This is a genomic window from Paenibacillus ihumii (assembly GCF_001403875.1).
Classification (GTDB): domain Bacteria; phylum Bacillota; class Bacilli; order Paenibacillales; family Paenibacillaceae; genus Fontibacillus; species Fontibacillus ihumii.
Map to the genome: position 1 here is coordinate 3,904,437 of NZ_LN884299.1, position 14,807 is coordinate 3,919,243.

Genomic DNA, 14,807 nt, shown 5'->3' on the forward strand with positions numbered 1-14,807 from the left:
TTATTTTGTCAGAAGATCCTTCAGCCTGTGATATTCCTTCTCGTCGATTTCACCACTCGCCATCCGACCTTTTAGAATCAATGCGATGTCACGGTCTTTTGGATTGGAATCTCTGTAGCGATGACGAATCAGATAAATTCGAATTGCGACAAAAGAAAAAAGCGTAAGACAAAATAGAGCACCGAATGGAAAAAATGAGAAACTTCCGTATTCCAAGTTTGTCAACCTCCTTCATCCGTTTTTGCGTAGAACGGGCCCTAACTCGCGATATTTGCTGTCCGACTCGGCAAGAAGTATCGTAACAAACGAGTATCTCAAATGAAGTTGTATAAAGGTCACAAAACAATAAACAAATCATCACAAATTAGGTGGTTCTGTTTGTTGCATGGGGTTAAATGATAAACTAGTTTTCAAAGGTGGGATATTCATGAGTGAAATCAGTACCATACTGGTTGTAGACGATGATCAAAGCATTGTTGAACTATTGAGCGACTTTTTAGAGTATGAAAATTATCGCGTTATAACCGCTTGCGATTCTGTTCAAGCTTGGACATTGTTTGAGCAGAATTCCATTCATTGTATTGTTCTTGACATCATGATGCCGGGTCAAAACGGGTTTGAGTTATGTCGCCGGATTCGGGAGAAGAGTAACGTTCCGATCCTTTTCTTGAGCGCACGCAGCGACGATGTGGACAAGATTCGCGGCCTGACGCTCGGCGGCGATGATTATATTGTCAAAACCGCTTCACCCGGTGAAATTGTAGCCAGGATAAAAGCTGTACTACGACGTTCTGTTTCCCAACTGCAAATGAGTGAGAGAATCTTGGATTTTGGCCGCATCAAGCTAAATCTATCCACAAGAGAAGTATTCGTGGATGGGAAGAGTGTAGTGCTCACCCCGAGGGAATATGAATTATTGCGATTATTTGCCGAACACCCCAGGCATGTTTTTTCATATGAACAGATACTTTCGAAATTTTGGAATGGGGTAGGTGACAGGCATACGATTCGGGTGCACATCGGTCGACTTCGCGAGAAAATTGAATCCGATCCGAACCATCCTCAATACCTAGTCAACGTATGGGGAATAGGGTATCGCTTCGAGGGAGGTTAAGATGAGAACACTTCGTATTCGTTCGTTTACTATACTGCTTTTCTTCTTCTTAATGTTAGTGCCGTGGATCTTTTATGTGACAACACACTTCATAGAGACAAAAACGCTCAGCTTCGCAAAAAACGGAGCTCAAGCCGAGATTCTGCAAGGACAATGGATCGAGAAGATCGTACAGCTGATCGAAACCAATTCGAACAAATGGAGGGATCCGAATTGGCAAAACCAATTGCATCATGAGTTGCAACAAGCGAAAATGGAAGCGGCTATTCTATCTGCATCAGATCAAGAAATTTACCGTTCTAATCCACAGAGCCATGGCATATTGCCTTCTACCGAACGGTTCTCCATTATAGAGGACGGGCATTTGCTCGGAAAGGTCATTATTTATCTTCCGAAGTCAAATGCGGCTAAGTTCATTTCGATATTTACCGGGCTATTGTTAGCTTTTTTTATTGTCGGTGTTGAAATGCGAAGGTTTCTTCTTAAGCCTCTCGAAAAGATGAGCTTTGCAGCCAGAAAAGTCGCTGCAGGAGATTGGGACGTAGAGTTGCCTGGATCCTATATCACCGAAATCTCTGAGGTACGCGATGCATTCGAAATGATGGTGAATGGAATGCAAAAAGCTTTTCAAAAACAAGCGGAATTGGAAGAAGAGCGCCGATTCGTCATTACAGCTGTCGCTCATGATTTGCGTACCCCATTGTTCGCTTTACGAGGTTACTTGGATGGTCTGGAACAAGGCATTGCCCAATCCCCGGATAAAATAACCAAATATTTGGCCGTTTGTAAGGAAAAATCGGCGCAATTGGACCGGTTGGTAGAGGACCTGTTCACATTTACAAAGATGGAGCATGTGCAGATGGATCTTCATCATCAGAAGATTGATATTAAATTCATCATCCTGAAATCGATTGACAGTTTAAGTCCGCTAGCTCGCCAAAAGAACCTCTCGATTTCGACCCATATTGAAGACGACTGCTTCATTAACGGTGATGTGCATTTATTGGAACGAGCGATGAACAATTTGTTGGATAATGCCGTCAGACACACACCCTCGTATGGTGAAATTGTTGTTCAATGTTATAAAGAAGGTAACAAAATAAAGTTTATGATCCGTGATACCGGCCCGGGCTTCTCCTCGGAAGAACTACATCGAGTTTTTGAACCTCTATATCGTGGTGAAGCATCTAGAAATCGTTCAACTGGAGGTAGCGGATTAGGGCTGACCATTTCACAACGAATTGTAAGGCTTCACGGAGGTGAGCTCTCCGCAGGCAACCATTCGGAAGGCGGAGCGCTGCTAACGGGTTGGATACCTGTAACTAACCCAGGCTAAAATCGAAGAACGAACGTTACTGGACAATTTTCCTGATCACAATAAGGAAACATCCCCTGAAGTTCTTTGCTTTGTGGGATAGCGCCAGCAGATAAAAGGCATACCTCAAATACCCTGATTGAAAAGCCATGATACCAAAAGAATTACAATTAGCCATGGAGCCTCCGTCTTGGACGCAGTTTCCGCTCATGTTATGATAACTTAATCAACACAAATCATTTCCGAAAGGTTGAGATTTTCCTGCCATCGGTAACGACCATTGCAATGAAGCTCTTGGGAAAAGATCCTGAGAGCTTTTCATTGTAGATGAACAGAAAAGGAGAAATAAACATGATTCGGAAATCAGCATTGATTGTGTATCTGATCATTTCTTTCGGTTGGACATGGGGGTGTTGGATTTCAGCTTATCGGTGGAGCAGATCGACAGACCATTTTTTACGAACGGATATGACGATTTTTCATCTTGCCGGAAATTTTTCCATTGTTCAACTGTTATTCGCACTAGGCGTGTTCGGTCCTTTGCTCGGATTCCTTGCGGTCCGTACCCGAGAGGGAGTTATACTGTTCAGACGTCCGGGTCGAGCTGATATCCGTTTCGCATTATCTATTCCGATCGTGATCGCAATTCCGATGTTCGTACTCAGCATCCTGCTCAGCAGTTTGGCGGATGCAACATGGCAAGCGGTTGCGTTATCCGTAATCGGATATTTCATTTCAAATGTGCTGACAAGCGGAACCGAGGAGTTTGGTTGGCGCGGATATCTGTATCCTTATTTGAAGACAAGGGAACAAGATTTCTGGCACGCTGCATGGAAGGGGGGCTTCATCTGGGCATTATGGCACTATCCGTTGCTCTTTATTTTGTATGTGGACGCGGGGCTGGCTGTTCTTGTGCCTTCTCTGATTGGATTTACAGCGTCCATCGTCGCCATGAACTATATCACCAATTTTATCTTTGAACGATCAGGCTCCATCCTGCTTGTGATGGTGTTGCATGCCTTGAACAATACGGTCAGTTTTACTTTGATCAGTCTGTACCCGGAAACACCGTTCACGATTGTGAGCAGTCTGATGGCGTGGGCGGTTGTCGGATACTTGGAGAAAACATGGACAACTGGCGGCTGGCCGAGGACGAGTGAATGAACAGATCAATGTAGTGGTAATCTGGCAAGATAACTACTGCATGATATCCCGTTTCAGTCATTCGGCGTCCATTTAGCCGTACAGTGGTGAGAGCCACTACCCGCTGCTCGTGTCTGCGATCAGCCAGTTCGCTATCGACTGACGCGACAGTTTCACCCCTGACCGCATAAACAGTTGTTCCTGACGATAACGGTGCAGCACCCCACGTATTTCTGATTCACCACAATCGATGGCGAGGTCGAGTGCCCAGACACCATGGGCACAGGTATGAGACAGGTGAGGATTGGCGCGTATCGTTTAAGCAGGGCATGCTGAACATTTCGCTTTTTAGCCGTGCACGACGGGTCTAGCGTGCAGCAGCGCGATGATGACGATAAAGCTCCTGGATGACCAGCAGTTCTTTGACAGACCTCGTGTCAGCCGAGTTGTCGCCGCTCGCTTTCGTTGACGAGAGCTGGGCGGCGATTTCTTACGCTTGGATAATTTCGCAGAGCTCATTTTTTCTTGAGCAGTGTGTGAACGAATACTGGTAAGCAGTTTTAATTAGTCGAATATAAAAATAAAACCCGGATAAATCTTTGATCGTCTCGATCTGTCCCATCTTGAGCATCTCCCCGTCCCCATAACCTTTCGCTTCTCTCTATGAATAGGATACAGGAGTCTTCTGTTGCGGTCTATTCCCCCACGATTTATTGGGGGATTTCTGCTTGTTTTTTCCGGGGATTTCACTTTGCTCTTTCGGGGTACTTTTAGTCTACATTACACACTCGATTAGCCGGCTGCCCGAAGCGTTGGATCTTCCTGTCGAACCGCGCTTGCACACGAGTTATCTGCCGCAGGAGATGATTCGTTTTATTGGTCGTACATGGGAGGGGGCGCCTCTTGAGGAGCATCATCTTATTGAATTTTCCCGTTTTTACTACAAAGAGTGGCTTGAGCGGTTGAATCGGCAAAAACCGCGAATTGAACAAACGAAAAAGGCCTTTCGTGACTCCTCCCTTCAGATGGATGAGATCGACCAAGAGGTAAAACGTTTGGATAACAAGTGGGAGCACCTTCATTCGTCTGTTGAAGAAAAAAGGGAAACCTTTAAAAAGGTTATGAAATGAAGCAAATTGAACTGCAGATGATCGGAGAAGCCGGATCTTGACGGGAGATCAGCTGGGGTTCCAATCACGTGCACGATTCATCGTATAACGGGCACATGGTTTGCGCTTCCGCCCGGACCGCGTCCCTCATCTCGGCGGGCATGAGCGCTTTCGCTTGTCTTCCATAACCGAGCACAATGGAGCAAGCGGAGTCGAGCGTATGGAACTCGACCTCCTCCTCGACCCATCCATTGGCAGGCAAAGCTGTGGCAGCCTCCGCAGCCGACCATCCCGTTGGTCGACTACTAATCATTCTATTGCGCCGTCAGGATTTGTGGACCTTCAGCCGTGATGGCGATCGTATGCTCGTATTGGGCGGCAAGCTTACGGTCCAGCGTCCGCGCGGTCCAGCCGTCCGGATCGATTGTCATGTAATAGGTGCCTTCGGTGATCATGGGCTCGATCGTGAACACCATGCCTTCCTTGATGCGGGGGCCTTTGCCGGGATTGCCGATATGCACATAAGTCGGCTCCTCGTGCAGGTCACGACCGATGCCATGGGCGAGAAGGTCGCGCACGACGCCGAAGCCGTGCGACTCCGCATGCCGCTGGATCGCGCTTGTCACGTCACCGAGCCGATTGCCGGGCTGCGCCTGCGCGATGCCGAGGTCAAGGCATTCCTTCGTGACGCGCATCAGCTTCTCGGCCGTAGGCGAGATCTTCCCGACCGCATAGCTCCAGGCCGAATCGCCGAGCCAGCCGTCGAGCTCCGCAACCGTGTCGATCGTCACGATATCGCCTTCCTCAAGTGGCTTATCGCTAGGAAATCCATGCGCGATCACGTCGTTGACGGAGGCGCACGTCGCATATGGATAGCCCTTGTAGCCCTTCTCGTATGGCTTGGCGCCATGCTTCAAAATAATGTCCTCGAATATGCGATCAATCTCGTTCGTCGTGATGCCCGGTTTGATGAGCGGGGCGATCGTGCGATGGCATTCGGCCACCACTTGGCATGCCTTGCGGATGGCCTCAATTTCATGCTTGCTTTTTAGGATAATCATGTTCGTATCAGGACTCCTTCGTAATAGCTTGCATTGCGAGCTGGGCGATTCGATCGACGTCCAACTCGGAAGCGCCCGTATAGTAGCGTAGCCCGCTGCAGCCGACCAGCACGACAAGCATATGGTCGACGCTGTCGTCTTCGCGCCGGGCGATCGATTGAAGCGGGACGTACAAGCGTTCCATGAATCGTCTCTTGACGGGGTGCCGATCCTTCTCAGGCAAGCCTGCATAATGTTCCGCCGCCATTTTGTAGACGAGATATGCGCGGGCATCCGACTGCCACAGCCGGAGCAACGCCTTGCAATACGTCAACAGTTGACTATCATTCGGGCTTCCGCCTCTGATATTCGCCCATTCTGCCAGGGCTTGCTCGCATCGCTCGAAGCCGCTATCCAGCACATCTTCGATTAATAAATGTCGGTTGGGGTAATAATGGTATACCGTGCCGTAACCGAGTTTGGCCTCGCGGGCGACGTCGCGAATATCAAAGCTGCCTCCCGTGCGGAAGTAGGCGTGCGCGGCGGCGTCCAGGATCTGTTCTCTGCGCTGCATGCGGATCAGCTCATTTTGTTCTTTGGTACGGGGGCACATGGACGAATGAACCTCCTTGTTTAGACCTGCAAATTTGTCGATGAAAATATAATAAAGCATGGGGCGAGGAGATGCAAATATTCAGGCGACAGTAGCAGCATTAAGTTCCTCACGGATAACGATCGTTGAACTTTGCTCAGCTGCGAATCTCGAAAAGCGAGCCCCATGTAGAGAAAGGGAGCTCGCTTTTTTAAACGATGATTTTGTCTTTCGTTGTGTCATAAAAGCGAGGCAGCAAGTTGTACAGATTAGGGCGATTTTGGACTCATATTAAAGTCGACCGGCGCAATGCCTTCCGCTCGCCACACCGTGCCTCTTTTCTCGTACTCGAATAACTGTTCTACAGCATTCGCGATTTGGGGCCCTGATTCGGGTTTGCTGAACGATTTTTATCCCGCGCTTCATTCAGCAAATTCAGATCGGTCGGATACGCCACATCCGCCGGGGCGCAGGTGGCGTCCACCAACAGTGTCCCTTGATTCGGTTGTTCTGGCGTTTCCGACGCCGCGGTGGAATCGATGGCCTCATCGGTCTCAAGTTCGGACGCTTCCGGTGGCGCCGCCGATCACGTTGCTTGGATCGTTGTCATCGTCTCTCATTTCCTTCGCGCCCTCGGTGGCGATGATCTCGTTCAGCTCGGCCAGCACGTCCGTCAGACGTTTGCGGAAATGCGTCATCATGGAATGGTGGAACGGCGGCTTCATGACAAATCCGGGCAAACCGATGAAGTATTGCATATAGGGATTCTCGCTGATCGACGCCAGGGTTTCTCTATCGGTCAACTGCATGCGCTCCTGAATGATCAGCGCGCCGAGCCCATCCGCAGGCTGATCGTTTGCTGACCGCGGAAGGTGTCTTTGAAGAAACGACCGTATTTCTGTTCAGCCGCCGCCCACGACACCAACTGAGCCAACTGAACCCAGCGATTCCCTTCATCCAGTTTTCCGCCGAAGGGAAGAAAGAAATCGCCAGGCAGGATCAATTGATTGTCGAGGTGTGCTGTCGTCTTGAACATTTTCATCGCTCCTTCTGCAAGGATTTTGGGCTGTTTTCCGAAGATTCCTTTGCATATGATTTCGACATACAAATCCCGAATCCCTTGTGCTTACTCGACCGAACCCCATAATACTGGAGGTACTCTTCTTTTTCAAAGTTCAATATAATTCATTACAGGAATAGCTCCTAACATTTTTTGTTTTAACAAAAGAGTAAGCGATTACAGTAGGCAACGGAGTTCCTTGATTTTCTTTTATGTTACATAACTCAACTTTTGCACCTAGAAAATCAATGTAAAACCAGTTGTAGAACGGTCTTACGGTCTGTTGAATAGCCAGCTTGCCAAAATAGAAAAACACCACTTCGTTTGGTAAAGTGAGAGTGTCAAGCCATCACTACCAGACAGAACCATCATGATAGACCATCAGCCCGATCTGAATCAACTGCCAAACGAATTAAAGCCTGCTTTTCAAGAACTGAAAGTGATGAAACATCTTCAACAAGCCGGATTCCGTAAGCGATTTGGCTTTAGCTGTGCTCGGCTATTCCAACTCGTCTTTGTCCTTCTGTTTCACCAGAAGAATTGGTTTCGACTGCTCGAGAGCAGCAAGGGCGACTCCTTTCCCGGCAAGGATGCCGTCTATCGTTTCCTCAACCATGCAGGCTTTGCCTGGCGTCGTTTTCTGACGTCGCTCAGCGTCGCGACGGTGCAGAAGGTCAGCGTGCTTACGTCGGCAGATCGGACACCGTCTTCATCGTCGACGATTCCATGTTCGAACGCAACCGCAGCAAAGCCGTTGAGTTGCTGGCCAGGTTCAAAGATCATGCCACCGGCGCTTATTACAAGGGATTTCGTATGCTCACCCTGGGATGGTCCGACGGCCATACCTTCCTGCCGCTGGACTTCGCGCTGCTCAGTTCCGGCAAATCTGCCATTAACGGCATGAACGAGAAGATCGACAAACGGACGAACGGGTATAAGCGACGTCAAGAAGCACTCCTGTCGGCTCCGCAGGTGATTGTATCGATGTTGGATCGCGCGCTTGCCGCCGGAGCCACGGCCTCCTATGTCTTGATGGACAGTTGGTTCACGCACGCGCCCCTCATTGGCGAGATCGCCTCCCGCGGGCTCGACGTGATCGGCATGGTCAAGAACGACAATAAGCGTTTCCTTGTTCAAGGCCGGAAGCTGTCGCTCAAAGAACTATACACCGCAGCGTCTCCGGTGCAAAGCAAGAAACGAGGCATCCTTCGTTCGATTCGAACCGAGCTTGCCTCCGGCATACCGGTTCACGTGGTATTCGTCCGTCATCGCACGAAGAAGAACGAATGGCTCGCGGTGCTGACGACGGATCTTTCCCTCTCCGTGGAGGACGTGATCCGTATTTACGGGATCCGCTGGGGCATCGAGGTCTTCTTCAAGTGCACCAAGTCGCTGCTTCGTTTGCAGAAGGAGTTTCAAGGCCGCTCCTATGATTTACTGATCAGCCATACGACGATTGTATTCTCCCGCTATATTTTGCTGGCCTGGCAGCATCGGCAAAGTACGGATGCTCGCTCGTTCGGCGGTCTGTTTTATGTGTTGTGCGACGAAGTTGGCACATTGGACTGGGCCATCGCCTTGCAGCAACTGCTCGATCTGATCAACGAAATCACTACGAAAGCAGGAAAAAAGCTTTCGGCTCTGATTCAACGTCAACTCCAGCAATGGATTGCAACTTTACCCAGCTACATCAAGGCCTGTTTGCCCATTTCATGCTGCGAAAGTTGAGTTACATAACCCTTCCCTCCCATTAAATTTCATAGCTATCAGAAAAAGATACTGAAGCAATATCATGTTGTCTACTATATGATGACGATTGAAATCAGAATATGTAACAGAAGAGATCAAAATTATTATGTTACTATCTTTTCTGATTCTTATGAAGTCGCTTTTTGCGGATTGGATGCCCGTTACAGAACAAACATTGTCATTAGTTTTGAAAAAGAATATTACGTTACCTCGGGCAACACCTACAGAGTGGTGACAACAGCCACTATCAAAGAGAGGAACAGAATTTTAGAAACCGCAACTAGCACCTCGGCCCAAGTAAAATACTAACTATTTATTTGAACCATTAGAAATAGACAATAGTAGCGGTAGAGACAATAATCGTTTATAATGAAATTATAATCCGAAAGCATCGGTCAAAGTAACCTCGGGAGAGTTTTCCCCGGGGTTACTTTGTTTTTAGCTATAAACATTTTGTACGTTCATTTGAAACGGCCGCCCATACAGCACCTGTTGATCGGCGTCAAACAAATTCCGGTAAACCACTTGTCCGCGAGTGGATGAAGCATCGACGACCTTGCCGTTTCCGGCATAGATGCCAACATGGGTAATGTCCATAAACCGACCATTGCTGGCATAGCTCCAAAAGACCAAATCGCCCGGAGCCAAATCTTCAAAACGGATTGTCCACCCGTTATCGACACAATGTCTGGCTTGTTCAGCCGCCGTCCGCGGCAACTGAATGCTCAACTGCCGGTACACCCATTGAACAAGATAACTGCAATCTGTATAGCGGTCTTGCCCGGCCAAAACTTGACTGTATGGATCGCCCAAGCGAGTCAATGCCAAGCGGACAGCTTCACCGCCCCATTCCCCTTTCGGCAGATCGTGATAAACGATTTCAAGCTGCTCAGTCGTTAACCCAACATCCATATCTTTACCGAGAAGCGCGAACATGAGCGGGCGGAACTCCGCCGACAACATTTCATGCATGATCTCTCTTTGTTCGATTGTAAAGTCGTAGATGTCGGCCTGCTGCCCAGCAGTATGACTGGCAACTGTAATGTGCAATACCGATTCATACCAGGTTATCGTTTCCTTACTCGTGCTCCCATCTTCATGTTCCACCGTAATCGTTTCCCTGTGTTCAATCGTTTCCACGTAAGAGTCCAGTTGATTCATGTCCCAAAAGACGGAGCGAATCACATCCACCCGAGTGGCGTCCAGTGTGGCTACGTCCATGCCGTTTTCGCTGTCCATTACGGTACGAACCGCAAAGACCGCGATGACGTCCATCCAGTTATCGATGCGAGTATTATCAGCGCTTCCGAGATAATGGATTTCTACACGATCCACTGAGCCTGCATCCCGACGTATGTCCTCCAGTCGGACAGCAAATTCGTTGTCGATGTCTTGTACGATGTCAGAAAGCGGCAATACATCGCTATCCGTATTATCACTGGAGACAAAGATGCCAAAAGGGGACGTTACGACCGCCGCTACAGCCATCATGATGCATAGCAAGATGATCACCGTACCGCTAACACCTAAAAGAGCGATCATGCCTTTGGCGAGTACCGCAGTCATTTTGGCCGCTACACGAATCATGCGAATGTTCCATCTGGCAACCGCTCGCAGCCGTTGCTTTGAACGGTGCGTGGTCATCAATCGAAAGGCTGCTTTTTGCGCTTCCCTGGCTTTATGTTTCATCCTATCTGTTGGATTATGGACCTGTCCTTTTTCTTGGCTAGACTGATGAATCGGTTTTACTGAATGGGAAAGCACCTTGATGACTTTGCCGCCCGTTTTGACACGCCCGGATACACCTGCATGCGGCTTCACCAGCTTATGAGCGGAAGAACGAACGGGGGCGGGATTTCGTTTCCTCCCGATTGTCATTTCGCCGGGTTGTAGACTCGAACGTTTGTCACGAGAACGCACGGTAGTCTTGAATAGGGTGTTCGTGGTCGTGACACGCTTCTCGACAGGTTTTGACATCGGGTTTGACTGTAATGGACGCTTGGTTTTGGAAAATGAATGTACAGCCTGACGATTATCTCTTCCTTGTATGGCACCTGTTGAATGGGCGGACAGCGCTTGTTGTTTATCAGAAACAACCGAACGTTTGCTCACTTGAATGCCGCTTCGCTTACGTGAACGCCGACCGCTCGCCGTTTCCCCCGATTGCTGAGGCATGGTTTCTTTCTCCTTCGCCGTCCCTATCAAGCGCTCCCGTTTTTTCCGAAGAAGACGAATTGCTCCTTTGCTCACACCTGGAATGATGCGCATCCCCTTGCGCAGCGTGGTTTTTGCCGCCCTCACGGATTGATTTTGCGCGTACACCACAGAGGAACCTGTAGATTCCAAATCATGGCGATTAGATGACTTATGTTTGGAACGTACATCGACAGACTTTGCTTTTGCCATCAAGTTGGAGAAGCGATCCAGCTTCTTAATGTTCTTCACCCGTGTCCTTGTCTTTATATCCTTCATCAAAGTTGCCCTCCTGGCATATCCATTAACGGGTTGGACCGTTCATACGTTGGGGAACCCGGTCATGGCTCCTGCAATATTCCGGATAACGCAAGCGAATCGCCTCAAAGAAATAAGGCGCATAACGACAATCAAACAACTCGTGCGGCGTGGAATCCCGTTCCTGCTGTTCTTCTGCCCATCCGTTCCACAGATTAAAGGCCAAGCGGCTTGCTCGAAGGGAAGTACCTGTTTGCTAGGAAGCCTTTAAACCTTTCGGTCGGATGCTGTCGTTTGAAAAGTCAAACAAGTCCTGAACATGCGTCCTCGTTTCTCGCGTCAAGCCTAACGTGTAAAACAACGCACGATGATAGACACCATGAGTACCAACAACGGCTCCTAAAATACGGGATGAAGGGCAGCATGAGCCGCAAGGGCAACTGCTACGACAACGCCTGCATCGAATCGTTCCACAGCATACTCAAAAAGGAACTCGTTTATCTGGAAAAGTTCAAGACCCGCAAGGAAGCGCAAAGCAAGATTTTTGAATATATCGAGTTTTTCTACAATCGCAAACGAGTCCATTCGGCGATCGGGTATCTCACACCCATTCAATGCGAACAAATGTACGATTATGTTGCGTAATTTTCTCGATTCCATGTGTCCAATCTATTGACAGAGGTCCAGTATCTGTTGCCGAAAAAGAATTAAAAATGGCCACTTAATGCTGTCGCGATTACATCTTGGTCTGTAACCAGCTTTACATGTACGGAAAACTGAACAAGGTGAAGAAAATCCCGTTGAAGGTGGAAGCTAGTGAACTGGTGGTGCCCGAAGAATTAATCAAGAGAGTTCAGAAGAAGCAGGAAGCTTTTTAAGAACGGCTCTGTTAAAGTTAGTTGTTGTTAATTGACTCAACTTTCGCAGCTTAATTTTCCGAACAAAGCCTTGATATAATTAGGCAAACTCGCAATCCATTGCTGGAGTTGACATACTACGGCAGACTGATCCCGCCTGGATTTCACTTCCGTAAATGCCATGAAAAATGCGATCAGATGTTGCAAAGCCGTTTTGAGATCCAGGTCTCGAACTTCGTCGGAAAACAGGAAAAACAGACCACCCAACGACAGCGCGTCGTTGTTGTGACGGCGTTCCCATTCCATCACGAGATAACGTGTAAACACGATCGTGGTGTGGCTGATGAGCATATCAACGACCTTGAAACTCCGTTCCCAGCTTCAGGTACGATTTGGCAAATTTGAAGAACATCTGTCGGGTAAAGGACTGGCGCGGTGCTCATAGCCCGTTCCCAGCCCCTCCCCATAAGAACTGCTCGTGAGGTTTTCCCTCAAGCAGCTCACCCCGTAAACTTCGTCGAAAGGGTTATGAGACCTATCACATAGCGGACACTTTCATCGGAACCCATCTGCGTTTTTCAAGGGATGGACTTTCCAGTCCCAGTATAGCCCCAACACGCCATAGAGGTATTCGTTACTCCATCTCCGCCATCCAATGCTACTTTTTCGTCTCCGTTTCCTTCTGGTCAGCAATGTCCGGATTTTCATTTCTGTGTAATCGCGCACTTCACTGAATGCATCACTGGAATTTCCCACCCGAAAATAGTTCACCCATCTAGCCAATATCGCATTGATTTGTTTCACGATCTCTTTGGCCGGTTTCGCACCTCCGTTTCGAATCACTTCACGGATTCGCGCTTTCACCGCTATACGGGCTTTCTTTTTCGGTGTCATGAGGATGAAATGGCCGGTTTTGCTTCGGTTCTGTATTCGCCTTAGATCGAATCCCAGGAATGCAAAAGCGTCGCCTTTCAAAGCATTGACCATACGGGTTTTCTCCAAGTTGAGTTCCACACCAAGCGGTTCCAATTGTTCGCGTAGTCGTTGCAGAGCAAGCTCGGCCCAACCGCGTTTGCTGGAATGCCCACTCACGGTAATCAACATGTCATCGGCAAAGCGATGGTAGTTGACGGCTTCGAAGTCTCCTTCCGCCGTTTTCCGTCGGATCGCATCAAACATCCAGTCCACTTCATTTAGGTAGATATTGGAAGCCAGTGGTGAAAACGGGCCCCCTTGAGGTACGCCGATCTTCCCTGCTGCCTTTATCACCTGTCTGACGAGCTGCATCACTTGAGGGTCTTGGATGCGTTTTGCGATTTTATCCAGCAATATGGTGTGTCTTATGGTGTCAAAGTAGCGCGACAGATCGACGTCGATGACCATCGTCATTCGACGCAGTACGCTGCGCCGCACTTCTGACAGTGCTTGATGGGGAGAGCGTTTCGGTCGAAAACCATAGGAGTTCGGGCAGAAGTCTGCCTCGAAGATCGCCTCCAGTATCAGTTTCAGCGCACCTTGCACCACGCGATCTCGAATACTTGGAATTTGCAACGTTCGCATTTTTCCGTTTGCCTTCGGGATCTCTACTTTACGGTTGGCTTGTGGGCGATACGTTCCCGCTTGAAGCTCCTCTTGGATGTTTTCCAGAAACGGGATGACCCCTTCGCATTCCACATCTGCAAAGCTTTTTCCGTCAGTACCGGGGGCACCGCCGTTTTTCTTCGCTTGTTGGTACGCTTCCTGAAGGGTAGTCATCTTGGTGACATGTGTGAATAGTCCCCAAAATCGATGTGTAGGTTCGGCCTTCGCCTTTCGATATATCCGCCGCCTTAGCTCCTGCAAATTGATGGGTGTTTTTGTCATGGCACCCTTGCCTCCTTTGGTCGTACGGACTTGCTTACAGGTCCGGGTCCTTCCCTCCCCGCGCGTTTTGCTGCACGCGAATCATCAGTACTACAACCCGATCCGCCACCCTGGCACCTGCCTGTCCCATTTCCCGATCACGGTTATAGGAACGGCCTCCTCGATGAGATTTCTTCACCGGGTGCCGAGGGCTTCTCCAGTTTCCACAACCTCTTTCCCTCCATGTCGCCGCTGATACCCCGCCGGTGAGAACTGCCGTTTCAGACTCTTTCGGTCAGTTCTTACTGCTTTCGCGCGTTATCGACCGTCTCAGCCACCGGATTTGCGTGTTACGAGGCTACGTCTGCGTTCACTGCACGTTACAACCTGGAATTTTGCCGCATTCCTAATGAATGTTTGTCAGAGGGCTCCATCGGTTCACTTTCGTTCCGCGATGCCTCTCAGGCTACGGGAGTGTAGTCTTTTCCCCCGGTCGGACTTTCACCGACTAGAAGTTGTGTCCTTAACTGGACAC

Annotated in this window: 12 protein-coding genes and 7 pseudogenes; 7 read left to right on the plus strand and 12 right to left on the minus strand. The window is 49.0% G+C overall.

Features of this window, described 5'->3' with window-relative positions; genetic code table 11:
• Positions 1-216 (minus strand): SHOCT domain-containing protein, encoded by a 216-nt coding sequence (locus BN2762_RS24710; protein WP_115311194.1) that lies wholly within the window; start codon positions 214-216, stop codon positions 1-3.
• Positions 217-427: 211 nt separating this feature from the next.
• On the opposite strand from BN2762_RS24710, the gene BN2762_RS24715 reads away from it, so the two are divergent.
• The 4 genes from BN2762_RS24715 (at position 428) to BN2762_RS24730 (ending at position 4,702) form a co-directional block, all read left to right on the plus strand.
• Positions 428-1,114 (plus strand): response regulator transcription factor, encoded by a 687-nt coding sequence (locus BN2762_RS24715; protein WP_036628261.1) that lies wholly within the window; start codon positions 428-430, stop codon positions 1,112-1,114.
• A gap of 1 nt (position 1,115) precedes the next feature.
• Positions 1,116-2,450, plus strand: a complete 1,335-nt coding sequence (locus BN2762_RS24720; RefSeq protein WP_036623462.1) for a sensor histidine kinase — start codon at positions 1,116-1,118, stop codon at positions 2,448-2,450.
• Between the two features lie 330 nt (positions 2,451-2,780).
• Positions 2,781-3,593, plus strand: a complete 813-nt coding sequence (locus BN2762_RS24725) for a CPBP family intramembrane glutamic endopeptidase (protein ID WP_036623465.1) — start codon at positions 2,781-2,783, stop codon at positions 3,591-3,593.
• 707 nt (positions 3,594-4,300) lie between these two features.
• The gene (locus tag BN2762_RS24730; RefSeq protein ID WP_036623467.1) at positions 4,301-4,702 is read left to right on the plus strand and encodes a hypothetical protein; all 402 of its coding nucleotides are present in this window, start codon (positions 4,301-4,303) and stop codon (positions 4,700-4,702) included.
• Between the two features lie 64 nt (positions 4,703-4,766).
• Here the strand turns inward: BN2762_RS24730 and BN2762_RS27150 are convergent, their stop codons facing one another.
• The 6 genes and pseudogenes from BN2762_RS27150 to BN2762_RS26655 all read right to left on the minus strand — a co-directional run.
• On the minus strand, positions 4,767-4,994 hold the full coding sequence (locus tag BN2762_RS27150; RefSeq protein ID WP_115311195.1) for a WCX domain-containing protein: 228 nt from the start codon (positions 4,992-4,994) through the stop codon (positions 4,767-4,769).
• A gap of 1 nt (position 4,995) precedes the next feature.
• Entirely contained in the window at positions 4,996-5,742 is a 747-nt protein-coding gene (gene map, locus BN2762_RS24735) for a type I methionyl aminopeptidase (RefSeq protein ID WP_036623469.1), read from the minus strand.
• Positions 5,743-5,749: 7 nt separating this feature from the next.
• The gene (locus tag BN2762_RS24740; RefSeq protein ID WP_036623471.1) at positions 5,750-6,334 is read right to left on the minus strand and encodes a TetR/AcrR family transcriptional regulator; all 585 of its coding nucleotides are present in this window, start codon (positions 6,332-6,334) and stop codon (positions 5,750-5,752) included.
• A 248-nt stretch (positions 6,335-6,582) separates the two neighbouring features.
• Positions 6,583-6,705: pseudogene (locus tag BN2762_RS28380) on the minus strand (DJ-1/PfpI family protein); the annotation flags it as partial.
• Positions 6,706-6,722: 17 nt separating this feature from the next.
• A pseudogene (locus BN2762_RS28385) lies at positions 6,723-6,891 on the minus strand (IS5/IS1182 family transposase); the annotation flags it as partial.
• Between the two features lie 27 nt (positions 6,892-6,918).
• Positions 6,919-7,349 (minus strand): annotated as a pseudogene (locus BN2762_RS26655) (transposase); the annotation flags it as partial.
• Between the two features lie 394 nt (positions 7,350-7,743).
• Here BN2762_RS26655 and BN2762_RS24755 point away from each other — a divergent pair.
• Positions 7,744-9,101 (plus strand): annotated as a pseudogene (locus tag BN2762_RS24755) (IS4 family transposase).
• 78 nt (positions 9,102-9,179) lie between these two features.
• The gene (locus BN2762_RS27985; protein WP_222861116.1) at positions 9,180-9,431 is read left to right on the plus strand and encodes a hypothetical protein; all 252 of its coding nucleotides are present in this window, start codon (positions 9,180-9,182) and stop codon (positions 9,429-9,431) included.
• A 129-nt stretch (positions 9,432-9,560) separates the two neighbouring features.
• On the opposite strand, the gene BN2762_RS27990 is transcribed toward BN2762_RS27985, so the two are convergent.
• A complete protein-coding gene (locus tag BN2762_RS27990) occupies positions 9,561-11,594 on the minus strand; it encodes a C40 family peptidase (RefSeq protein WP_055109525.1) in 2,034 nt (677 codons plus the stop codon).
• A 25-nt stretch (positions 11,595-11,619) separates the two neighbouring features.
• Positions 11,620-11,934, minus strand: a pseudogene (locus BN2762_RS28390) (DUF6075 family protein).
• A gap of 2 nt (positions 11,935-11,936) precedes the next feature.
• Here BN2762_RS28390 and BN2762_RS27405 point away from each other — a divergent pair.
• Positions 11,937-12,218 (plus strand): annotated as a pseudogene (locus BN2762_RS27405) (IS3 family transposase); the annotation flags it as partial.
• Positions 12,219-12,487: 269 nt separating this feature from the next.
• On the opposite strand, the pseudogene BN2762_RS24770 reads toward BN2762_RS27405, so the two are convergent.
• The 3 genes and pseudogenes from BN2762_RS24770 to BN2762_RS27410 form a co-directional block, all read right to left on the minus strand.
• Positions 12,488-12,845, minus strand: a pseudogene (locus tag BN2762_RS24770) (IS4 family transposase); the annotation flags it as partial.
• A 140-nt stretch (positions 12,846-12,985) separates the two neighbouring features.
• Positions 12,986-14,293: a group II intron reverse transcriptase/maturase gene (gene ltrA / locus BN2762_RS24775; RefSeq protein ID WP_055109533.1), complete on the minus strand. Its 1,308-nt coding sequence runs from the start codon at positions 14,291-14,293 to the stop codon at positions 12,986-12,988.
• A gap of 34 nt (positions 14,294-14,327) precedes the next feature.
• Positions 14,328-14,471 (minus strand): hypothetical protein, encoded by a 144-nt coding sequence (locus BN2762_RS27410; protein WP_187386581.1) that lies wholly within the window; start codon positions 14,469-14,471, stop codon positions 14,328-14,330.
• Positions 14,472-14,807: the final 336 nt, after the last annotated feature.